This window comes from Rhizobium centroccidentale (assembly GCF_030182565.1).
Taxonomy (GTDB): Bacteria; Pseudomonadota; Alphaproteobacteria; order Rhizobiales; family Rhizobiaceae; genus Rhizobium.
In genome coordinates, this window is record NZ_JAQJCG010000013.1 from 175392 (window position 1) to 195302 (window position 19911).

Genomic DNA, 19911 nt, shown 5'->3' on the forward strand with positions numbered 1-19911 from the left:
TTCGCTGGTTCTGCCCGAATCGGGCTTCATCATCTGTCCGCCTGAGGGCTAATGCCCGTTAAAGACGGTGAGGAACGCACTGGAAAATTGACTGACCAGGGCCGCGATGCTGAGATAGAGCATGAACAGCCCGCCCATCAGCAGATACGGCGTGGAAATGAAATAGATCGGAATCTGCGGCGCCAGCTTGTTGATGAAGCCGATGGAAATCTGGAACATCAAGCCATAGAGCACGAAGGGGCTCGCCAGCCGCAGCATGATGAAGAAGGTCGTCTCCAGCGTATCCGTAATCGAGATCAGCGCGGCGCGCGGCTCGATGTGGCCGCCGAAGGGAATGACCGAATAGGAATCGACCAGCGCCTGCAAAACATAATGGTGAAAATCCATAATGAAGAGAATCATCAGCCCGCAAAAGCTGACAAGGCTGGTGAGCGATGTTTCGTTCGATTCCTCGATGATGTCGGCGCCGCCGGGCGCGTTGAAGCCGATCATCATCGATATGACCGTGCCGGTGAATTGCAGGCCCAGCGTATAGATCCTGGCCATCATCCCATACATCAAGCCGATGACGGTTTCGGTGAAGATGAGGCCGATATAGTTCGCATCGCCCTTCGACACCTGCGGATAGATCGTATTCCAGAGCAATGGCAGGATCGCCATCGTCAGTGCCGCGGAAAGAAGCAGCCTGATCTGCGGAGGAACACGGCCGGAGGAAAATCCCGGGAGAACCATCATGCAGCCGCCGATGCGGCAGAAGGCGACGAACAGCGCCAGAATGGTCCCCTGGGGATCTGATATCATGAAATCGAACCTAGAATCTTGATCTCGATCCCCTTGGCCAATTCCACATGCGACAGGACCGGAAGGGTCGCGAACAGGCGTTCGATGATCATGCGCACATAGGAGCGCGTTTCCGGCGACGTGACAAGAACGAAGGGCATGCCCCGGTCCATGTATTCACGGATAACTTTGCCGGCCTGCTCGCTGAACTCTTCCAGGCTGCGTGGGTCGATGTCGAATTCGACGATTTCACCCTTCTGGTCGCGCTTCAGCGCCTGGTGGAAAATCAGATCCCATTTGCTGCCGAGTCTGAGGACGCGCAGCACGCCGTTATCGGCCAGATCGCCGCAGAGTTGCTGCGCCATGCGCACGCGCACGTGCTCGACGATCTGCTCGGTCTTGCGCACATGCGGTGCGAGTTCAGCGACCGCTTCGAGGATGAGATGCAGGTTACGGATCGAGACGCGTTCCGCGAGCAGCAGCTTCAGCACGGCCTGCAAGCCGGAATAGGACATGTGCGACGAGCAGATTTCGTCCGCGAGCTTCTTGTATTCCGGATCGAGACGCTCGATCAGGATCTTGACGTCCTTGTAGGACAGCAGCGCCGGCAGGTTGTTGCGGATGACTTCGCTCATATGGGTGAGCACGACTGAGACGTTGTCGATCGGCTGGAAACCCTCGCGCTTCAGATCCTCGGTAAAGGCTTCGAGAACGGAGACGGCGGGCATGCCGAAAGCGGGTTCGCGAATCTCGTCGCCCGGAACGGTCGGCTTGCGGCCGGAACCGGTGACGACAAGCACTTCGCCGACGCGCAGCATGTTGGAGGCGATCGTCGTGCCGTGGATGCGGATCTGATACGACTTGTCGGCAATCGCCATGTCGTCGATCACCTTGATCTCCGGCACGACGAAACCGTATTGCGTCGCGAACTTCTTGCGCATCTTGCCGACGCGGAAGGCGAGTTCCTGGTGGGCGCCGAGCAGGCGGGTGGAGACGATCTTGCCGAGCGCCAGTTCGATCTCCGCGGTCTTCAGAACCGACTTGACCGAATCCTTCTCCATTTCCTTCGTCTGCATCACCTTCTGCTCTTCGGCATCGCGGCGAAGCTTATTCTCGGCTTCGATCTGGCGCGGAATGAACCAGGCGCCGGCGGCCATCAGACCGCCGAGGAAAACGAAGGGAAGGAATGGCATGCCGGGCATGATGGCCAGGATGCCCATGAGGACTGCGGAGACGGCGAGCGCGCGGGGATAGCCGCTCAGCTGATTGACGACGGCCTGGTCGGTGGAGCCGGAGGTGCCGCCGCGCGAAACGAGAAGGCCGGCGGCGAGAGAGACGATGAGCGCCGGCATCTGCGAAACCAGACCGTCGCCGACGGAGAGCTTCACGAAAACGTCCGCAGCCTGGCCGATCGGCATACCATGACGGAAGTAGCCGATGATGATGCCGCCGAAGACGTTGATGCAAGTGATCAGAAGGCCGGCGACCGCATCGCCGCGTACGAACTTGGAGGCACCGTCCATCGCGCCGAAGAAGGAGCTTTCCTCCTCCAGTTCGCGGCGGCGGCGCTGCGCTTCCTTCTCGTCGATGAGGCCGGCGGAAAGATCGGCGTCGATCGCCATCTGCTTGCCGGGAATGGCGTCCAGGGTGAAGCGGGCGCCAACTTCGGCGATACGGGTCGCACCCTTGGTGATGACGATGAAGTTGATGGTAATGAGGATCAGGAAGACGATCAAACCGATGACGAAATCACCCGACATGACCAGGCTGGAAAAGCCGGCGATGACGCCGCCGGCGGCATCGTGCCCCTCATAGCCATGCGAAAGGATGACGCGGGTCGTGGCGATGTTCAGCGCCAGACGCGTCATCGTGGCGATCAGCAGGATCGTCGGGAAGGACGAAAATTCCAGCGGCTTCTTGATCCAGAGCGCCACCATGAGGATCAGCACGGAGAGCGCGATCGAGAAAGCCAGTCCAAGGTCGATCAGAAATGGCGGGATCGGCAGGAACAGCACGCACAGGATGACCATGATACCGAGGGCAAACCCGATATCGCGTATGCTGGGATTGGCTTTGGGAAGTGCTATTGCGGGTGGTTGTGCCATCGACCGGTTCCGTCTCTTCATGAGAGGTGGCAAACGGCCGAACCGCCTGCCCTATTGGAACCGAGCATTAGAAGCCGAAGCTTGCGCGAGCATGGCCTATGGCCATCGATGCTCGTAGCCAAAGGCCGCTGCGGCCTTCGGACCTTCTCTCGCTAGAAGCCCGATTGAATGCGGGAGAAGACGAGGTTGGTGAAGATCGAAATTTGCGCGCCGACGAATGGCGCCGAGATGCCGATCGTGACCATGACGGCGACGATCTTCGGCACGAAGGTCAAGGTCGCCTCCTGCACCTGGGTCAGCGCCTGGATCAGCGCGATCACCAAACCGACGACCATGGCGGCGATGACAGCCGGACCGGAAGCCACAAGCACCGTCCAGATCGCCGCCTGGAAAATATCCAATGCATCGGCTTCATTCATAACCTGTCCACTCCCGGTTCAGCGGCACATCATGTGCCGCTGGTCTGATCCGTATTCGACGACGAATCACTGCTGCTACTATCGCTCGACGTGGCCGTGGTATCAATGGTCGTGCCTGCCGGAGCGATCGTCACGCCGGCCTGGATCAGAATCTTGTCGCCGGCATTTGTTTCGGCGATGATACCATCCGTATAGACGCTTACCTGCTTGATCGTGCCGGTGGTCTTGCCGTCAGCGCTCATGATCTGCTTGCCGATATAATCGGAGGCCTGCGAGATCCACTGGTTCTGCAGCACGGTTTCCAGATGCGAGTTGGTCTGGATTTGCTGCTCGACCTGAGAGAAGCTCGCCAGCTGGGAAATCTGCTGGCTGGCATCCATCGGACTGGTCGGATCCTGGTTCTTCATCTGCGCGATGAGGAGCTGCAGGAAATCGTTATAGTTCAAAGTAGCCTTTGCGGATGCGGCGGCGGCATTGCTGGCAGTGTTCGAAGTGCTGGTGCTGCTGCCAACGCTGTCTACCGCTGCCATGGGGCGATCTCCCGGCGGATGTGCTCGATCGTCGCCGCCGGCATTTCCTGGCTGTTCAGAATATGATCCTCGATCGGATAAAGGCCGCGGATCGCCTTCAGCGCATCGAAGGCGCGGCCGGTGGCGACGAGACCGTCGATGCGCTTGAGTTCGGCCAGCACTTCCTCATTGTGGAAGCACGACAGCAGCATGACGATCGACTTGCGGAACATCGCCGTCGACTGCTCCTTGCCTTCCGGATTGATGAGGATCATCTGCGCGATGAAATAGAGCTGACGCAAGGGCGTCGTCGCGTCCTCCGGCTGGAGCACGTGGTTCTCGAGCAGGAATGTCACATCATTCAGGAATTCCAGAGCAACCTTGCGGTCGACGCGCAGGACGGCCCCGTTGATAAAGATCTTTTCCCCGGCTTTAAGCGATATGCGAAGCGTACTTTTCATTTAAGTCCATCCCTGATGATGGTGGTGACATCGATGATGCCTTGATAGTTTTCCGACTGGCGCCGCCTGATCCGCTCGCATTCCTTCAATATCCAGATGGCGATCGAAATCAGATTGGCACGCAACTCGACGTTGAGCTGGTTCTCCGGGCTTTTGAGATCCTCGACAAAGCTTACCCATAGGCGTCGCGTATAGAAGAGAGCCTCGATCGCTTCACGGCCGTATTTCCCCGCATCACGGGCCGCAGAGAGAAGAGCTACCGACCGGTCCAGAACTTGTCGTTCTCGTTCCTTGGCGTCGGCCACTGCATCCTGCATGACTTCCGCATATGAGAACTGATACATTCATGCATCCTTCCTGGTCATTACTTCCCTTTGATCATCAAAGGTAATTTACAAGGCTTAACTGCTGGATCTTGGAAACAATCGTGTAAGCCGTTTCGAGCTGGGTCTGGAGACTGTTGACCTTGGTCGACGCCTCATAGGGATCGACCCCGGTCAAGTCACCGATACTGGTGTTGAGAATGGTCTTCTGGGCATTCAGCGTCGTATTCGCATCCGACAGGCGCGACTGCGAGAGGCCTAGCTGACTTGCCTGGCTGTTCAACCCGTCGATCGACTGACGCGTATAGCTGATGGCCTGCTGCGTGACGGCGTTCGCCGCGCTTTGATTGAGACCGGGCGGCGTGCCCATCAGCGCATTGGTCACGCTGGTCGCCAGCGCCAGATACCGCATGCCGGATGAATTCGAGTTCGTCGAGGTTTCGATGACTTCCGAATTATTGATGCGGCTCGTCATATTTTGATCGGACGCGCTCGACCAACTCGACCAGCCGCTGTCCGACGTGAACATCGGCGCGACGGTATTGGTGATGAAATCGTTTATCTGGGCTGCAGATATGGTCGATGCGGTTACCGGCGGTGATTGATTTGCCATGTAAGTCGCAAGCTGCGCCTGAATATCCGCGTTCGTTGCCGAGGAATTATCCGTCATCGGCTGGACGTCGGTGTTGGTTCCGGCAAAGAGATACTCGCCATTGACCATCGTATTGGCGGAAGCGATGACATTCGACAGGGTCGACGACGCAGTCTGCTGTGCCAGGGCGACGCTGCTGCCATCGGTGTTGCCGCTCAGCGCCACAAGCTGGTCCATCAGATTCTGCGCTTGCGTGCCCATACCGGTCAAGGCGGTTTGCGACGTCGTCATGCGCTGGTTCGCAATGGAGTTGCTACTGAGAATGGAATCGATGCGGGACACGTCCCGCGTCAGATTCACATTCAGCGACGTGCTGCTGCCAAGCGCCACTCCGATGTCGGCATAGACGCCCGTGGTCGCCTCCGTCGAAGCGCTCGTCATCTCATTCTGCGCCTGACGAATCGTCTGGCGCATGGCGTTCTGAATGGCCGTGCTCGAAATGAAAGAAAGTTTCATGGCTTATCTCACAATATCCAGTACCGATTGGAGCATTTCGTTGACGGTGTTCAATATCTTCGTTCCAGCCTTGTAGGACTGCTCGATATCCATCATCAGCGTCAGTTCCTCATCGAGATTGACGCCGGTCGCATTCGAATAGGCGCCCGAGGAACGCGAGAGTGCTGCAGAGGTATTTTCTCCCGCCGTCGTTGCCGTGCTGCGCTGGCCCTCGAGCCAACCGATGGAGCTCGCCGAATAATCCATGAGCGTGGCATTGGTGTCGGAGCCAGCGGCAGGATCGAACGCCATCTTCGTATTCATGGCGGTGATAAAGCCATCAAGCTGGGTGGAATATCCGCTGTCGCCGCTGGTATTCTTGGTATAACCGGTTTCGCCGGTAGTGCTATCGTTATTAATACCACCATCACGCAGCAACGTCGGGTCACCACCTTGAGACGTGATTAATTTCGAATTAACGGTTATCGAGCCTGCCAAGCCTGTAACTGCCGTACCACTGGCCGGAACAGTGCCGCCGCTCCACGTGAACAGGCCGGGCAGAGTCGGTTTTGAAGAATCGCTGTTCGTTTCCGCGAAGACCGTAACCAGCCCTCGGGCCATTTCATCGAGCTGCTTCTGATAGGTCGGCGCAACGTCATCGCGAATCTGAAGTGCCGCCTGAAGCGTGCCCTGCGCGGTGGTATTCGCACCCTGCCCCGGGGTCAGCGCAACGCCATCGATGTAGACGCTGTTGCCTGTCGTGTCTGCCGTATAGGTACCCGTCGGCTGGAACGTGACCGAGCGCGGAATGGTCTCGAACAGGGTCGTCCCGCTCGTGGTGTAGAGCGCCATGTCGTTGTTGCCGCGCGTCACGGTTGTCACGCCGACAATCTTCGAAATCTGGTTCAGGATCGAATCGCGCTGGTCCATCGCGTCGGCAAGGGCGCTCGATGTCGGGCCAGCGGTGGTCGTTGCCGATTTTACCGCGTCGTTGGCGGTCTGGAACTGCTTTAGCAGACTGTTCAGCGTATCGACGTCGGAGCTGATCTGTTTGTCGGCGTCGGTACGGGCGCTCTGCACAGCCGTCGTGGCATTGTTGAGCGATGTCGCCAGGCTCTGAGCCGCATTGATTGCAGATTGCGCCGCCGTAGCGTTGGACGGCGATCCCGCATAATTCTGCATCGCATCCTGAAATGCCGACAGATAGGTCGCCGGCGCGATCTCGTTGTCGTTGCCGCCGAGCGTGGCCGACTGAAGATTGCTGTAGGCGTTCAGCAGCAGCTGCTGTGCGGAATCCGACGAGGCCGAGCTGAGATAGGCTTTCTGTAGCGCCGGTTCGCTGCTGCGGGCAATCTGCACCACCTGAGCGCCAGCCATGTTGGTCGTCACCACCGCCTGACGACGCGAATAATTCGCGTTGTTGGCATTGGCGATATTGTTCGACACGACGCTGCTCTGCGTGCCGGTATTGTTGAATATTGCCTGCGCGTTATTGAGAGCTGTTGTGAGCGACATGACTGACTCGATACCCTATTCGTTTTAGCGCGGCAGATTGGCCGAAGGCGCGCAGGAAGTGTCGGAATAGCCTGTCAGAGCAAGGCCGGCGAAATAGACCAGATTGTCATTGGCAGCGGATGGACGATCACCGGAACGAACCGGCAATACCCTCCCGCGAACATGACGCAAGACGAGAGCATCGTCGCCCAAAGCGACGCCGAGGCGAGTTGCCTGCGTATCCGCTTCCGCAAGTGCGGTCCTCATGCTGCCGAAATTCCTCATCTGGAATCCTCGTTATCCTTCATACGACTGAGAGTAGGTGGCGGGCCTTGCGTGAAGCTGTCTGAGAGGACGAAAAACCGATCATCGCGAAAAGCTTCGTCAAGAGCGTCATCAGGCGACCATGCTGCCGGCTGTTGCACGCCGAAATGGTAAGGAACAACGTACCTTCCGGCGCCATGTCGATCCGGCAGCCGAAAAGGAACGGGCCCGAGAATCAGCTGATTCTCGGGCCCGTTCATGAGTTTATTCGGGGATGCGCGACCGGGAGTATCAGCTCCAATCGATGCAGTAACCGAGGAAGCGCTTCGAATCGACCGGGTCGAAGCCGAGCTTCTTGCGCAGCTTCTTGCGCAGCTTGGAAATATGGCTTTCCACGACGTTCTCTTCGACTTCCTCGTCGAAGATGCCGTAGATGGCATTGAAGATCTGCGTCTTCGTCACACGGCGACCGCGATTGGCGATCAAGTATTCGAGGATGCGGCGCTCTCGGCGCGGCAAGGCAAATACGGAACCGTTGATTTCCGGATCGCGGCCATCTGCGAAGACGCGAATAGGGCCGATATCGGTATAGTTGTTGATCGCCTTCAATCGGCGGCGGATCGCCGCGGCCCTGGCAAGGATTTCACGAGGATGCACCGGCTTGCGTACGACATCGTCGACGCCACAATCGAAAAGTGCAAGCGTGGCTTCCAGCGAAGGCTGATCGCTGACCGCGATCACGGGGGCCGATGTCCGGTCGCGAATCGCTCTTGGGAGCTCATGCACCTGCTGACCCTGTCCGATCAGAAAGGCTTCCACCGCAGCGATATCGCCCTCTGCTGCCGTGGTGACCCATTCGCCGAATTCACGCGGATCAAATCCCGTCGAAGGGATGCCCTCGCGTCCAAACAGTGATGTATATCCGTCCTTAACGAGCTCTCGCTCATCAACCACTACGATCATTCGTCCGCCTCCGAATCAGTGTGGTGTTTCGATGACCTATGGGTACGAATCGGGCGAATCACGAACAACTGTCGGAAATGAGTGACGGAAATTAATAATTGATTAACCATACGGGTGCGATTTGCACTAGATATAGTATGTCGGCAGCATTTTACACCGATAAAAAAGTTGTTAGCGGGCGTATTATTAACAGGCGCATTTTGGGCAAATCCACGGCAGTCAACCGCCTCGATTGGGTTAGCATCGGCTAACCGGAGACGATATGCAACCTCTGAGTGCTTATTCCCGGCAGAACGTCGCCGCATTGGGCGTCCATTTTCCGTAGCCGGTGGCGACCAGATTGGCGATCACGCGGCAGACATAGACCTTCTGAGCGGGATCATTGTTGGGGCCGGCATGGTATCTGGCTACCGCCATCGTCCAGGTCTCATGCCTGTCGTGCAGATTGCGGAGAAACTTTGCGGCATACTCGACATTACTACGCGGGTCGAACATGGCGTTGACGGATGTAAAGTTTTCGCCGTGGAAATACTGATTGATCTGCATACAGCCGACATCGATAAGCTTTGCCCCGTTCTGCCGTGCCGCGGCGAATACCTGCAGGGCGGCATCCTCCGATGGCGGAAAGATCGGACGTCCCTCGACATTGAGAGCGTAGGGATAGAGCGACCCCTTGCGTCCCGTCTCCGTCAGACCCACCGAATAAAGGATCCCTTCCGGTATTCCGTATTTCGCGGCGGCAGACTGGATTTCGCGCTCGCAAAGACCTGCGGCACCATTGTCGGGCGGCGCCGGATTGCCCGAGGCATGCGCCTCAGAGGTAAACCGCCCCAGAGCGAGAACGCTGCACGCCACCAGCAGCGCCGTCCTCAACACCGCGCTCACCCGAACTGCGATTGCCATCGTTTCCATTTGCCTGCTGCCCTGAATAGTTCTGGCTTCTGGGGCGTGCGTCGCCCCCCTGTCCCTGGTTCAAAAGGGATTGCTGCTGTGGCTGGTTCGATCCGGAATTGCGGCCGCTATCCGACTGCTGGTCGGCATTGGACGCCATGGAGACAGTGATGTTGTCGACCTGATAGCCTTGCGCGCGCAATGCATCGACCATGCGGCTTTGATCGGCATGAAGCTGTCTGTAGGCTTCGCTCGTCTGAACCTTCAGGTCGACGCTCAGCTGGTCTCCGGAGAGCCGCATGGTTGCCGTCACGTCGCCGAGATTGTCGGGTCGCAGCTGGATCTTCAGCGTATTGACGACCTTGCCGGTGCTGGTCAGGTTCGCGGCATTGGAGAGTGCCGAACCTGGCTGCATCGCCGCCGACCAGTCGTGGTCGCCCGCCAGGGTTCCAGCAACGAGTGCCGAGTTGGAATTGGCGGCAAGCCCAAGATAGCGGCGTGAATCCAGCACGGTGACCGCTACGGCATCGCCACCTGCAGCAGCGCCGACCTTGACATCGGCAACGTCATCGCCGCCCTTGCTGATCGACAGGTCGAGCGCGCTGCCACGGCCATCCGCCCGCGTCAGGCGGAATGTTTGCGCGGCATCCGTTCCCTTGCCGTCATCGGGCAGCGTCACGGCCGTGTTCGAGGCATCATCCGTGAGGGCGGCTTTGCCCGATGGCAATATCTGAACCTTGGCATCGTCTGTTGTCTTGCTCGCCAGCGTCGAGCTAGCCTGGGTCGTGCTAACCTGCGCCGCCGCAACGGGCTGCGCAACGTTCAGCAGCGACAAGGCATCGGAAATCGTATTGGCCGCCTGGCTGCCTTGCGTCGATGCGGACTTACCGTCATCCGTGGACTGGACATCCTTTCCATCCTTCACGGCGGGCATCTTACCGCCGCCCTTGACCGGCGTCGTCTGACCGTCAGTCGTCGCGACGTCGGCCAGTTGCTGCGCAATCTCGGCCAGCTGATCGAGTGCCGTCGGGGGCACCTGCACCTTGCCGGAGTCAATCGTCGACGTGGTGGGCGTCGGCGCGGTGGAAGCGCCGGCTGCGGCCGACTGATCGCCATCGGCGGGGGTCGCTTCGCCTTGGACAGCCGCCGAGGCTGCCTTCTGCAACTCGATAAGCGATTTCGAGAGCGATGCGGCACCGGCTGGCTGCGAAGCTTTCGCGCCCTTGGCAAGGCCGGCGGGATTGGCGATATTGGCTCCAGACGTATCGATCATTCCAACTCCGGCATTGGCGCTGTCGTCGATGGTGAGGGTTATCGCGGCGAGATTGCTCGCTGTCGTCTTCACCGTGCCGGTATCGTCATCCGTATTGTCACCGGCTGTCGTGTTAGCATCGGCCGCCAAATCGGTTCCGGTATTCGAACCGGCCGATTTGCGTCCCTTGCCGAGCGAACTGGTCAGAGCATCGATAAAACCCTTGCCGTCATCCTGCTTTGTTGAGCGAGCGCCTTTGGCAACAGCAAGAATATCCGCCCCTGATGAGGCGCCAGACACACCGATGTCGTTCATATCAATGACTTTCCTGCTTCAACAGGCCGTCGATGGCATCCAGCTTCGAGCGGCTTGTCGTGACGAATGCGTTGAACGAAGAGTCGGCCTCCTGCCGCCCTCCTTCTGGGACGGGAGCCGCGTTTGCCGTGGCTCCCTGCTCAACACCCGCCGTGCCGGGAGATTGGCCTCCCGATTGATTCGTCACAGCAGCATCGTGTTCAGTCTTCTGTTGGTTGGGCAGGTTAGGAACATTGCCTTGCCCGAGGCTTGCAGCGTCGGGCGTGCGCAGTATCTCCGCCGCCACAGCCTTGGCGGCGTCGCGCAGCGCCCGGTCGCGCGTATTCAGTTCGCCCGCCGGCATCTGGTTCACATCGTTGATCGCCGACTTCCATTCAGGCGTGGATATGCCCGCCACGCCGCCATAGAAGTTCGCGAGCGCGCCAAAGGCATCGCCGCCGTCATTGGAGATCGCCTGGGCTCGGTTGGCTGCGAGCGCGGCAAGATCGGCCTTGCCAGCGATCGCGGCACGGCGCGCCATGCGCAGATAGATCTCCCGCTGTCTCGGCGGGTCCATGAAGGACAGGATGTCGACGATGTCCTGTTGTTTGACATCGGAATCGTGATCCACCACCAGCTGCACGAAAAGATCGGCAAACTGGCTGGCGTAGGGCGAATGCAGGAAGCGCCGCGTATAACGCTGCGCATAATCGAGCCCTTGCGGCACCATACCCGCATCGGCGCACAGAGCCAGCGAGCGACGCAGCGCCGATTCCTCGACGATCGTGCCGGGCGCCATCAGCCGCGCCCAGTCGTAAAGCGGCAAGGCGGCCTTGGCGTTCTTGCCCGACATGACATTGCCGGCAACCAACGAGAGGTAGGGGCCGATCGGTTTGTCGCGATATTCCTTGGAGATGTCGACCAGCGTGTTGACGACGAGCAGACCCTTGCCGTTCAAGTATTTCCTGAGAACATCCGCAACGCGGTTGTCGAAATTGCCATTGACGTCACGCGACATCAGATATTCGAGCGTTTCGGGATTGCCGCCGCTCATGGTGTAGATCAGGGCGGCATCGACGTTGCGGTTGTCTTCGAAGAGGGATTTGTCCGCATTGCGCAAGCGCTCGTCTATGGTGCCAAGCAGAAAGCGCTGCATCTCTCCGGCGGAACTGTCGCCTGCAACAACGGAATCCTGGACGAATTCGAGCGAGCGCAGCATCTTGTAGAGCGGCAGACTATCCTGCCCCTCAGCGCCTGCAACCCCCGGCATCAACATACCGAGGGTAAGCGTGAGCGCAAGGTGATGACGATGCTGTTTGCGCGCCATGGACTATCCCTGCTTGCCTTGGCTCGGCTTGCCCTTGCCCGAAGCGGGCTTCGCGGGAGCCTGCGTACCCGAGGCAGTAGGGTCCGTCGCCGCCTGGTTCGAGGGGTTAGCGATCAGGATCTCGATACGGCGGTTGGCATCGTTGAAAGGATCGTTGGGCAGTTTCAGACGCCTGTCCGCAAAACCGGAAACTTGAACGATCCGCTTCTCGTCCAGCCCGCCGCTGGTCAGCATGTAATAGGCGCTCTGGGCACGATCGAGTGATAGGCGCCAGTTGTCGTTGCGGCCGCCGACCATATAGGGGCGTCCGTCGGTATGGCCGCGGATCAGGATCGATCCCTTGTGTTCCGCCAGGATCTTTCCGATCTTTTCCATCGCCAGCACCATCTCGCGCCGGGGAACCGCCGAACCGATATTGAACATCGGATCGTTTGTCTGATCGGAGATCGTTACGAGCACGCCGCCTTCCGCGGCGCTGACCTGCAGCCCTTCGGCCAACTGACCGGCTACACCCTTGATCTCGGCCTGGATCGCCTGCTGCAGATCCTTGGCCTCCTGCTGCTGCGCCTTCGTCGGCTGAACATCCTTGTTCTCCGGCAAAGCGGCATTGTCCTCAGGCGTGGAGGCGTCGCTCTGCGCTGCGGCCTTGGCGACCTGTTGAACCTGCGTCTGCTTGTCCTGCTGTTTGCCGGCCGCCTGCTGCTCGCTCACCGTCGGCTGCTGTTCGGGCGCCTGCGGCTGATCGGCCGGCTGGCCGGTATCCGCAGCTGTCGCCTTCGACAGCGCGATGACTTCGCCCTTGGGCGATTGATTGGACTTGGCGGATTGTTCCTCATTCGCCTTCTTCGACGCGCTGGAAACCTGAACCTGCTTGGTCCAGAAATCCGGATCGAACGGATCGCGATAGGCCTGGCCGCCATCGGCACCGGTCGCCGGGCCCGACTGAGCCGCCCCACCCTCGCCCTTGGCGCTGACATTGGCCTGCTGACCGACTTCCTGTGCGATCTCGGCCAGGACCGAATAGGGATTCTCGAAGAAATCCGCCTCGGAGTAGTTCGTCTGGTCGCCTGACGTCGAGGTCAGGTCCTCGCCGGTCTTGGCCGATTTGCCATCATTCGGCTTTTCCTGCGGCTTGTCGGACTTCTGCTGGTTCTTTTCGCCCTGAGCCTGATCGACGGGCTTTTTGAGGCCCTTTTCCGTCGGCTTCTCGTCGGCAAGCTTGATGGGATTGAAATAGGAAGCGACCGAGGCCTTCGTCTCCTCGTTGGCGGCGTTCACCAGCCACATGACCAGGAAGAAGGCCATCATGGCCGTCATGAAGTCGGCATAGGCGATTTTCCACGCACCGCCATGGCCGCCTTCGTGATCGCCGCCGCCGTGGCGCTTGACGATGATGATCTCGTGCTTGCCGTGATTTTGATCGCCGTCGCTCATTTCAGGATCTCTTTCAGGCTGGCGGCCCACGCAGACATACGGGTCACGAGAACGCTCTCGCCGATCGCAACGGTGAGATCGACATCGTCAGCCTCGACATGACGCAACAATGCGGCGTCATCGCCGAGATGATTGTGAAGGACCTCGAAAAGATGGCGCGGGCCGCTGACGGAGATCGGCCCGGCGCTGCCGTCGAGGATCGCGGCCCTGACCAGTTCGGCAAGATCGGCAACGGCCTTGGCCGTCAGCGTCTCGGTCATGATCGGCGCAAGAATGGCGGCGGCTTCGGTGCTGATCGCCTGCCCGAGCATCGTGGCAATGCGCGTCATATCCGCAGCGATCTTTTCGGCCGCCTGCTCTTCGTAGCGTATCCGCAGCGCATCCATTTCGGCGCGAAACGACTGGGCCATGCCATCGATCTCCGCCTGATGCTTTAGCGTCAGTTCCTGCGTCGCCGCCTCATGCCCTTCCGCATAGGCGACGCGGCGCTCGGCCTCGACATCAACGGGCGGCTCGAGCGGGCCTTCGGCAAACTCGACCGGTTCTGTAAACGCCATATCCTCGACATGGGGCGGCGCAACCTGTTCGGCGCTGAAATCCTTGAGGTATCGGGATAGTGTCAAGCTCACGCGCGCATCTCCCCATTCGCGTCGCAGAGACGCTGCAAGTCGATGCCGACAGCCGGCCGATCCATTCCCATGCTCAAAACGTCGATCATCACGCTTCCGGTTTCCGTCCTCAGGCAGCACTTTCCGGGATCAATGTCACCGGCACATTGTGCGGCCAAGCCACTGCGAAGGACCGTAGGCAGTCAAACTTGTGCGAGGATGAATGCGATGCGGTATTGCCGATCCGACGGCGGTGCCCGGCAATCATTTCGACTGGAGAATAATCAACACCTTGCTCGCCATGCTGTTGGCGATCGACAAAGCCTGCACGCCCATCTGCTGCGCCGTCTGCAGAGCGCTTTGCCGCGCAGAAGCCTCTTCCATATTCGTGTCGACGAGATCGCCGACGCTGCTCTTGATGGCATCGCTGAGCTTGGAAATATAATCCGACTGATCGTCGATGTTCGACTTCATCAGACCCAATGTCGAATCTGCCGATGTTGCCGACTTCAGGAGCGAGTTGGTGACATTGATCATATCGGTCAGCTCGTCATCGGTCGTGCTGCTCGATAAGGCAATCTCGGTTCCGCCCGTCGGCGTCGTGCCGCCGGTGGCGGAGAGGAGGTAATAATTGCGAGGCGTGCTGCTGCCGCTGCTCGAACTGTCGAATGTGCTTGCATCGACATTCTTCGTCAGCAAACCCCGCGCCGGTTGGGCGGTATCGATCATCAGGGTTTGGGAACTGTCATAGCTGATCGTCGTGAAGCTGATCTGCCCGCCCGTTCCACGCGTGAAGTTGCTGATCACCGACTGCTGCGTCGAGGGCTGCTGCGCCGTATTATAGAGCCAGTTCTCGCCGGAAAAGGATGCCGACTGGGTGACGGATTGCAGCTGGTTCTTGAGCTGCTGGATGTCGGAGTTGATAGCGTCCTTGTTGGTGCCTGCCTCCTTTGCCGAAACCAGCTTGGACTGAATCTGGGTCAGCAGGCTGACGACCGTGTCCATGGCGGTGGATGCGGTATCGACCTTGGAGGCACCGAGGCCTAGCGCGTCCGTAATCGTGGAAAGGCTGCTCTGGTCCGAGCGCATGGTGGTCGCCATCGACCAATAGGTGGGATCGTCGCTCGCCTTCTGGATACGGTAACCGGACGAGACCTGCTGCTGCACAACATCGAGATCTTTGTTGATACCGCGCAACACGGTCAGCGCCGCCGACGTGGAGGGATTCGTCGTCACATTGCTCATCTGAAAATCCGTAATTCCATTGGAACTGGCAAGCCGGGCCGATCCGGCAGCAACGATTGGCCTCATGCCCACCAGCGGGAGATGTCCCAGCACGGCCCGTCGCTAAAGCGCGATCCGGCAATCGCTTGGAAGGAGAACGGAGGCCGGATCTGCGCAGAGACTGCAAATCAATTGGCGGCAACGTTAACAAAAGCTTATACGCGGCGACAAGAGGGAAAAGCCGCCGCGCCATTTCAACGCAAGCTCCAGTCAAGGCTCACTTGAAGAGAGCAAGAACATTCTGCGCGCTCGAATTGGCAATCTGCAGCGACTGGATTGCCAATTGCTGCTGGGTCTGCAGCGCGGACAGCCTGCTGGACTCCTCTTCCATATTCGCATCGACGAGCTTGCCGACACCGGAATCGATCGTATCATGCAACGTGGAAACAAAGCTCGTCTGCAGATCGATGCGGGTCGAGAGAGAGCCGAGCTGCGAAGCCGTGCTGTTCATGGCGTTGAGGGCGCCCTGCACCAGGTTCATCGCCAAACCGATATCGCCGCTCGTCATGTTGGTAATGTCGAGGCTGAAGACGGAATAGTCGTTGCCGCTGATGGTCTGCTTGCTGCCAAGGATGCCCGAGCTCGTGTCGATCGCCCCGCTGCTGTTCGCGCCGAACAGGACGTTGCCCTGCGAGCTGGTATCGAAGGCGTAGCTGGTGCTGTTGACGGAAACCGTGCCGTTATTGTTGCGTACGAAGGAGGAGACGACGGAAGCCGAGGCGCCATTCGCCGCATACATCCAGTTCTGTCCGGAGAAGGATGCGGACTGTGCAATGCTTTGCAGCTGCTGCTGAAGCTGGGCAACTTCCTCCTGGATATCAGCCTTCGAAACACTGCTTTCGGTTGCGGCGACGAGCTTATCCTTGATCTGCTGAACGACCGTGATGGCGTTGTCCATTGCGGCATATGCCGTATCGACCTTGGCCGCACCCAGGCCCAATGCATCCGAAACGGCGGAAAGCGCGCCATTGTCGGAACGCATGGTTGTCGCGATCGACCAATAAGCGGCATTGTCGGCTGCCTTGGCGACCTTGTAGCCGGAGGAAACGCGGCTCTGCGTATCCTGCAGATTCGTGTTGATGCTGCGCAGGGTCTGGAGAGCGGACATCGCCGCGTCGTTGGTGAGGATGCTTGTCATCGAAAAGTGCCCCTTATGGCTGACTTTGGAAGGGACATTCCGGTCTGCGGCCGGGAACGGCAATCAGCCTCATGCTTGTTAACCGCCTCTTAGGAGAGGTTAACCAACCGTTGCGCTAGCTGCAACTGACAGGAATAGGGTTAATAAAAGATTAACGCCGACCACAAAAGTTAACGGAAGCATGCTTTCCGTTAAAAGGCCGTCAGGCATCAGGTCATCGTCTGCGCTACCTTTCATTGAGCCCGGCGGATGTCCATCCGCGCAGCGTGTGCCGACATACCGCTTTCCAGCCGGATATCATCGTTTGACACGCAGCAAGCACCGCAAGTCAGCCTCGCGCCATCTTCGACGTCGTAGATAGCCGCTATCCGTCCAATGTCGGGCGAAGAGGCCGTCTTCTCCAGCGTTCCGGCGATGATGTCGGCGCCGGCGGCCATATGCGAGGGTTGAGATGTTCAGTTTGCAGGACGCCGGATGGGCGGCGGTTGATCGCCGAGAGCGAACAAGCCTCGACCCCGAAGACTGGCATGCTCTGCGCAGGCAGGGTCACCAGATGCTCGACGACATGTTCGATCATCTCCAGACGCTCGGAACGAAGCCGGTCTGGCAACACGCTCCCTCCTCCGCCCGCTCCCTGTTCGATGCGCCATTGCCGGTCGAAGCCAGCGATCTGGCCGAAGTTCACACCATTTTTCGGGAAAATATCCTCCCCTATGGCGGCGGCAATATTCACTCGGGCTTCATGGGCTGGGTCCAGGGGGGCGGCACGGTTACCGGCATGCTCGCCGAAATGCTCGCCGGTGGTCTGAATGCCAATCTCGGCGGACGCGACCATATGCCGATCGAAGTCGAGCGCCAGATTATCCGCTGGGTGCGTGAAATCTTCTCCTTTCCGGAGACGGCAGGCGGCATTTTCCTCACCGGCGCATCGCAGGCCAATTTCGTCGCGGTGCAGATCGCCAGATGCCGGAAGCTCGGCCGCGATGTGCGCGCAACCGGTCTATCCGACGAATCCCGGCTCGTTGCCTATGCCTCGAACGAGGTTCACGGCTGTGTTCCCCGCGCTTTCGAAATGTCCGGCATCGGCAGCGATCAGCTCCGGCGCATTGCCGTCAATAACCTTGGCCAGATCGATATCGGCGCGCTGGAACAGGCGATCCTTCGCGACAGGCGGGAAGGTCTTGTGCCGTTCCTCGTCATCGGCAGTGCGGGAACGGTCAATACCGGTGCCGTCGACGACCTCGCAGGTTTACGGCATATCGCCGACAGTTACGATCTTCATTTTCACGTCGACGGCGCGCTGGGCGCCCTCGGCGTGTTGAGCCCCGACCTTGCGCATCTGTTCGCGCGGATAGACAGTTGCGATTCGCTCGCTTTCGACTTCCACAAATGGGGCCAGGTGCCATACGATGCCGGCTTCCTGCTCGTGCGGGACAGTGAATGGCAGCGGCAGACCTTTGCTTCGGATGCCGCCTATCTCAGTCGCGCAGCCACGGGGCTTGCGGGTGGAGACTGGTGGCCCTGCGACTACGGCCCGGATCTGTCGCGCGGCTTCAGGGCGCTGAAGACCTGGTTCACGCTGAAAACCTACGGCGTCAAAGCTCTGGGGGACGCGATGAGCGCCAACTGCCGGCTGGCCCGCAGGCTGGCCGAGCGCATCGAACAGGAACCTCGGCTGACATTGCTCGCACCGGTCGCGCTTAATATCGTCTGCTTCGCCTATGTCGGCGCGGATGGAACAACACCTGCATCCATCAACTCCCATATCGTCGAGCAGCTGCACGCCGAAGGCCGCGTCGCTCCATCCCTGACCCATCTGAACGGACAGCCGGCAATCCGCGCCGCGATCGTGAACCATCGCACGCGACAGGCGGATATCGACGAGCTCGTTCATAGCGTTTTGACAATCGGCTCCCGACAGGATCTCCCCCAATGCTGATGACCAAAGCCCCAGGCATCGATCCGGCTTCGACCAATACGCCGGACGCCTCCCGAATTCTCGGTATGCAGAGAATCGTCTCGCTCGTCTATGCCGGCCGCGACGTGACGCCGCTATGGAACGAACTCATGCAGCGCGTGACGGCCGATTCGACCGATGCGGCGGCGCTCATGGACCTGGCGATTATCCTGCAGACGCTGGGCCGCGCCGAAGAGGCACGCCAGATCCTGAAGAACGCCGTGCAGCTGCGGCGTGACTTCCGCGTCGTCCACGGCAACGGAACCGGGCCGCGCCTTTTGGCCTTCGTCACCGAAGGCAATTTTATGGCCAATACGCCGCTGGATTTTCTGCTGGCGGGCAGCGATTGCGTGCTGTGGCTGCGCTATGTCGACCTGCAAACCTCCGCACTCATCGGTCTGCCGGAGCATGACGTCGCCTTCATGGCGATCGGAGAGTCAACCGAAAACGCGCCTCTGCTCGCCCATATGCAAGGGCTCCTTGCCAAATTCGACGGTCTGGTGATGAACCGCAATCCGGAACTGATCGCGAGGCTCACGCGCGACGGGGTGAGCGGAATGCTGGCAAACGAACCGTCGATCCTCTCGCCCACCACCCATCGCGTATCGCGCGACGATCTCGCAGCCGTCGGCGCCGGTGCCAAGCCGTTGAAAGACTGCGCCCCTGGCTTGGCCTTCCCACTGGTCGTGCGCCCGCTCAGCACCCATGCCGGCGATGGAATGGAGCGTATCTCCAATCCGGCCGAACTGGCAGCCTTTCTCGCGACACAGCCGGTGCCCGAGCTTTACGTAGCACCCTTCATCGATTTCCGTGGAGCCGACGGTTACTACAACAAGCAGCGCGTCGTATTCATCGACGGCAAAGCCTTCGCGAGCCACATGGCGCTCTCGGACCACTGGATCGTGCACTATCTGAGTGCAGGCATGGGCCAGAGTGCGGCAAAACGAGCCGTCGAACAGGCATGGATGGAAGATTTCGATCGCGATTTCGCCGTTCGCCACGAGGAGAGTTTTGCAGCGCTCTGCCGTCATATCAAACTCGACTATTTCGGCATCGACTGCGCTGAGCTTCCTGACGGTCGCCTACTGGTATTCGAGCTCGATGTGGCGATGGTGGTCCACAATATGGACGACCCCATCGTCTATCCCTACAAGCAGGTTGCCATGCGCAAGCTGTTCGATGGCTTCGTCGATGCTATCAGGCGAAGGGCGGGCAGTGCGCTTTAGAGCAATTCCAGGAAAAGTGCGCAGTATCCGTCTTAGTCAAGCTTGTTGAGGCGTCCAAAAGCGATCTTCCCGGATGAGTGCGTTTGCCAGGACGA

General features: G+C 59.4%; 19 protein-coding genes. 2 read left to right on the plus strand and 17 right to left on the minus strand.

Going from position 1 to position 19911, the window contains the following annotated elements; translation table 11 throughout:
• Positions 1–48: 48 nt before the first annotated feature.
• The 17 genes from fliR to PH562_RS18575 all read right to left on the minus strand — a co-directional run bounded on the left by fliR (position 49) and on the right by PH562_RS18575 (position 16633).
• Positions 49–801 (minus strand): flagellar biosynthetic protein FliR, encoded by a 753-nt coding sequence (gene fliR, locus PH562_RS18495; protein WP_069611338.1) that lies wholly within the window; start codon positions 799–801, stop codon positions 49–51.
• Positions 798–2885: a flagellar biosynthesis protein FlhA gene (gene flhA / locus PH562_RS18500; protein WP_285174533.1), complete on the minus strand. Its 2088-nt coding sequence runs from the start codon at positions 2883–2885 to the stop codon at positions 798–800. Before flhA ends, fliR begins: the two co-directional genes overlap by 4 nt.
• A 152-nt stretch (positions 2886–3037) precedes the next feature.
• Positions 3038–3304 carry a flagellar biosynthesis protein FliQ gene (gene fliQ, locus PH562_RS18505; RefSeq protein ID WP_015338826.1) on the minus strand — a complete coding sequence of 89 codons (267 nt, stop codon included), beginning with the start codon at positions 3302–3304 and terminating at the stop codon, positions 3038–3040.
• A 29-nt stretch (positions 3305–3333) separates the two neighbouring features.
• Positions 3334–3834 (minus strand): flagellar hook assembly protein FlgD, encoded by a 501-nt coding sequence (gene flgD, locus PH562_RS18510; protein WP_113229298.1) that lies wholly within the window; start codon positions 3832–3834, stop codon positions 3334–3336.
• A complete protein-coding gene (gene flbT, locus PH562_RS18515; RefSeq protein ID WP_092709151.1) occupies positions 3822–4274 on the minus strand; it encodes a flagellar biosynthesis repressor FlbT in 453 nt (150 codons plus the stop codon). The genes flgD and flbT overlap by 13 nt, the downstream gene beginning before the upstream one ends.
• A complete protein-coding gene (flaF, locus tag PH562_RS18520; RefSeq protein WP_075855158.1) occupies positions 4271–4618 on the minus strand; it encodes a flagellar biosynthesis regulator FlaF in 348 nt (115 codons plus the stop codon). The genes flbT and flaF overlap by 4 nt, the downstream gene beginning before the upstream one ends.
• Before the next feature lie 37 nt (positions 4619–4655).
• On the minus strand, positions 4656–5705 hold the full coding sequence (locus PH562_RS18525; RefSeq protein WP_113229299.1) for a flagellar hook-associated family protein: 1050 nt from the start codon (positions 5703–5705) through the stop codon (positions 4656–4658).
• A 3-nt stretch (positions 5706–5708) separates the two neighbouring features.
• Positions 5709–7199 carry a flagellar hook-associated protein FlgK gene (gene flgK / locus PH562_RS18530; protein ID WP_285174546.1) on the minus strand — a complete coding sequence of 497 codons (1491 nt, stop codon included), beginning with the start codon at positions 7197–7199 and terminating at the stop codon, positions 5709–5711.
• 24 nt (positions 7200–7223) lie between these two features.
• On the minus strand, positions 7224–7445 hold the full coding sequence (locus PH562_RS18535) for a hypothetical protein (protein WP_285174548.1): 222 nt from the start codon (positions 7443–7445) through the stop codon (positions 7224–7226).
• Between the two features lie 288 nt (positions 7446–7733).
• The gene (gene rem / locus PH562_RS18540) at positions 7734–8405 is read right to left on the minus strand and encodes a transcriptional activator Rem (protein ID WP_113229302.1); all 672 of its coding nucleotides are present in this window, start codon (positions 8403–8405) and stop codon (positions 7734–7736) included.
• Between the two features lie 279 nt (positions 8406–8684).
• Positions 8685–9308: a lytic transglycosylase domain-containing protein gene (locus PH562_RS18545; protein WP_374824831.1), complete on the minus strand. Its 624-nt coding sequence runs from the start codon at positions 9306–9308 to the stop codon at positions 8685–8687.
• The gene (fliK, locus tag PH562_RS18550; protein WP_285174550.1) at positions 9220–10863 is read right to left on the minus strand and encodes a flagellar hook-length control protein FliK; all 1644 of its coding nucleotides are present in this window, start codon (positions 10861–10863) and stop codon (positions 9220–9222) included. Before fliK ends, PH562_RS18545 begins: the two co-directional genes overlap by 89 nt.
• Position 10864: 1 nt before the next feature.
• Positions 10865–12169 carry a chemotaxis protein MotC gene (gene motC, locus PH562_RS18555; RefSeq protein ID WP_285174551.1) on the minus strand — a complete coding sequence of 435 codons (1305 nt, stop codon included), beginning with the start codon at positions 12167–12169 and terminating at the stop codon, positions 10865–10867.
• A 3-nt stretch (positions 12170–12172) separates the two neighbouring features.
• Complete coding sequence (locus PH562_RS18560) at positions 12173–13603, minus strand: MotB family protein (protein WP_285174553.1); 1431 nt, start codon at positions 13601–13603, stop codon at positions 12173–12175.
• On the minus strand, positions 13600–14232 hold the full coding sequence (locus tag PH562_RS18565) for a hypothetical protein (protein ID WP_285174555.1): 633 nt from the start codon (positions 14230–14232) through the stop codon (positions 13600–13602). Before PH562_RS18565 ends, PH562_RS18560 begins: the two co-directional genes overlap by 4 nt.
• Before the next feature lie 243 nt (positions 14233–14475).
• Positions 14476–15456, minus strand: coding sequence for a flagellin N-terminal helical domain-containing protein (locus PH562_RS18570; RefSeq protein WP_113229404.1), 981 nt, complete (start codon positions 15454–15456; stop codon positions 14476–14478).
• Between the two features lie 256 nt (positions 15457–15712).
• Positions 15713–16633, minus strand: a complete 921-nt coding sequence (locus PH562_RS18575; RefSeq protein WP_285174558.1) for a flagellin N-terminal helical domain-containing protein — start codon at positions 16631–16633, stop codon at positions 15713–15715.
• Positions 16634–17084: 451 nt separating this feature from the next.
• On the opposite strand from PH562_RS18575, the gene PH562_RS18580 reads away from it, so the two are divergent.
• Both PH562_RS18580 and PH562_RS18585 read left to right on the plus strand, forming a co-directional pair.
• Positions 17085–18572 carry a pyridoxal phosphate-dependent decarboxylase family protein gene (locus PH562_RS18580; RefSeq protein WP_285174560.1) on the plus strand — a complete coding sequence of 496 codons (1488 nt, stop codon included), beginning with the start codon at positions 17085–17087 and terminating at the stop codon, positions 18570–18572.
• Positions 18566–19816 (plus strand): tetratricopeptide repeat-containing protein, encoded by a 1251-nt coding sequence (locus tag PH562_RS18585; RefSeq protein ID WP_285174562.1) that lies wholly within the window; start codon positions 18566–18568, stop codon positions 19814–19816. The genes PH562_RS18580 and PH562_RS18585 overlap by 7 nt, the downstream gene beginning before the upstream one ends.
• Positions 19817–19911: the final 95 nt, after the last annotated feature.

What these genes read in the sequence shown, in the direction of transcription:
- fliR (WP_069611338.1), bottom strand. Translation starts at nt 801, where the DNA reads ATGATATCAGATCCCCAGGGGACCATTCTGGCGCTGTTCGTCGCCTTC.
- flhA (WP_285174533.1), bottom strand. Translation starts at nt 2,885, where the DNA reads ATGGCACAACCACCCGCAATAGCACTTCCCAAAGCCAATCCCAGCATA.
- fliQ (WP_015338826.1), bottom strand. Translation starts at nt 3,304, where the DNA reads ATGAATGAAGCCGATGCATTGGATATTTTCCAGGCGGCGATCTGGACG.
- flgD (WP_113229298.1), bottom strand. Translation starts at nt 3,834, where the DNA reads ATGGCAGCGGTAGACAGCGTTGGCAGCAGCACCAGCACTTCGAACACT.
- flbT (WP_092709151.1), bottom strand. Translation starts at nt 4,274, where the DNA reads ATGAAAAGTACGCTTCGCATATCGCTTAAAGCCGGGGAAAAGATCTTT.
- flaF (WP_075855158.1), bottom strand. Translation starts at nt 4,618, where the DNA reads ATGTATCAGTTCTCATATGCGGAAGTCATGCAGGATGCAGTGGCCGAC.
- PH562_RS18525 (WP_113229299.1), bottom strand. Translation starts at nt 5,705, where the DNA reads ATGAAACTTTCTTTCATTTCGAGCACGGCCATTCAGAACGCCATGCGC.
- flgK (WP_285174546.1), bottom strand. Translation starts at nt 7,199, where the DNA reads ATGTCGCTCACAACAGCTCTCAATAACGCGCAGGCAATATTCAACAAT.
- PH562_RS18535 (WP_285174548.1), bottom strand. Translation starts at nt 7,445, where the DNA reads ATGAGGACCGCACTTGCGGAAGCGGATACGCAGGCAACTCGCCTCGGC.
- rem (WP_113229302.1), bottom strand. Translation starts at nt 8,405, where the DNA reads ATGATCGTAGTGGTTGATGAGCGAGAGCTCGTTAAGGACGGATATACA.
- PH562_RS18545 (WP_374824831.1), bottom strand. Translation starts at nt 9,308, where the DNA reads ATGGCAATCGCAGTTCGGGTGAGCGCGGTGTTGAGGACGGCGCTGCTG.
- fliK (WP_285174550.1), bottom strand. Translation starts at nt 10,863, where the DNA reads ATGAACGACATCGGTGTGTCTGGCGCCTCATCAGGGGCGGATATTCTT.
- motC (WP_285174551.1), bottom strand. Translation starts at nt 12,169, where the DNA reads ATGGCGCGCAAACAGCATCGTCATCACCTTGCGCTCACGCTTACCCTC.
- PH562_RS18560 (WP_285174553.1), bottom strand. Translation starts at nt 13,603, where the DNA reads ATGAGCGACGGCGATCAAAATCACGGCAAGCACGAGATCATCATCGTC.
- PH562_RS18570 (WP_113229404.1), bottom strand. Translation starts at nt 15,456, where the DNA reads ATGAGCAATGTGACGACGAATCCCTCCACGTCGGCGGCGCTGACCGTG.
- PH562_RS18575 (WP_285174558.1), bottom strand. Translation starts at nt 16,633, where the DNA reads ATGACAAGCATCCTCACCAACGACGCGGCGATGTCCGCTCTCCAGACC.
- PH562_RS18580 (WP_285174560.1), top strand. Translation starts at nt 17,085, where the DNA reads ATGTTCAGTTTGCAGGACGCCGGATGGGCGGCGGTTGATCGCCGAGAG.
- PH562_RS18585 (WP_285174562.1), top strand. Translation starts at nt 18,566, where the DNA reads ATGCTGATGACCAAAGCCCCAGGCATCGATCCGGCTTCGACCAATACG.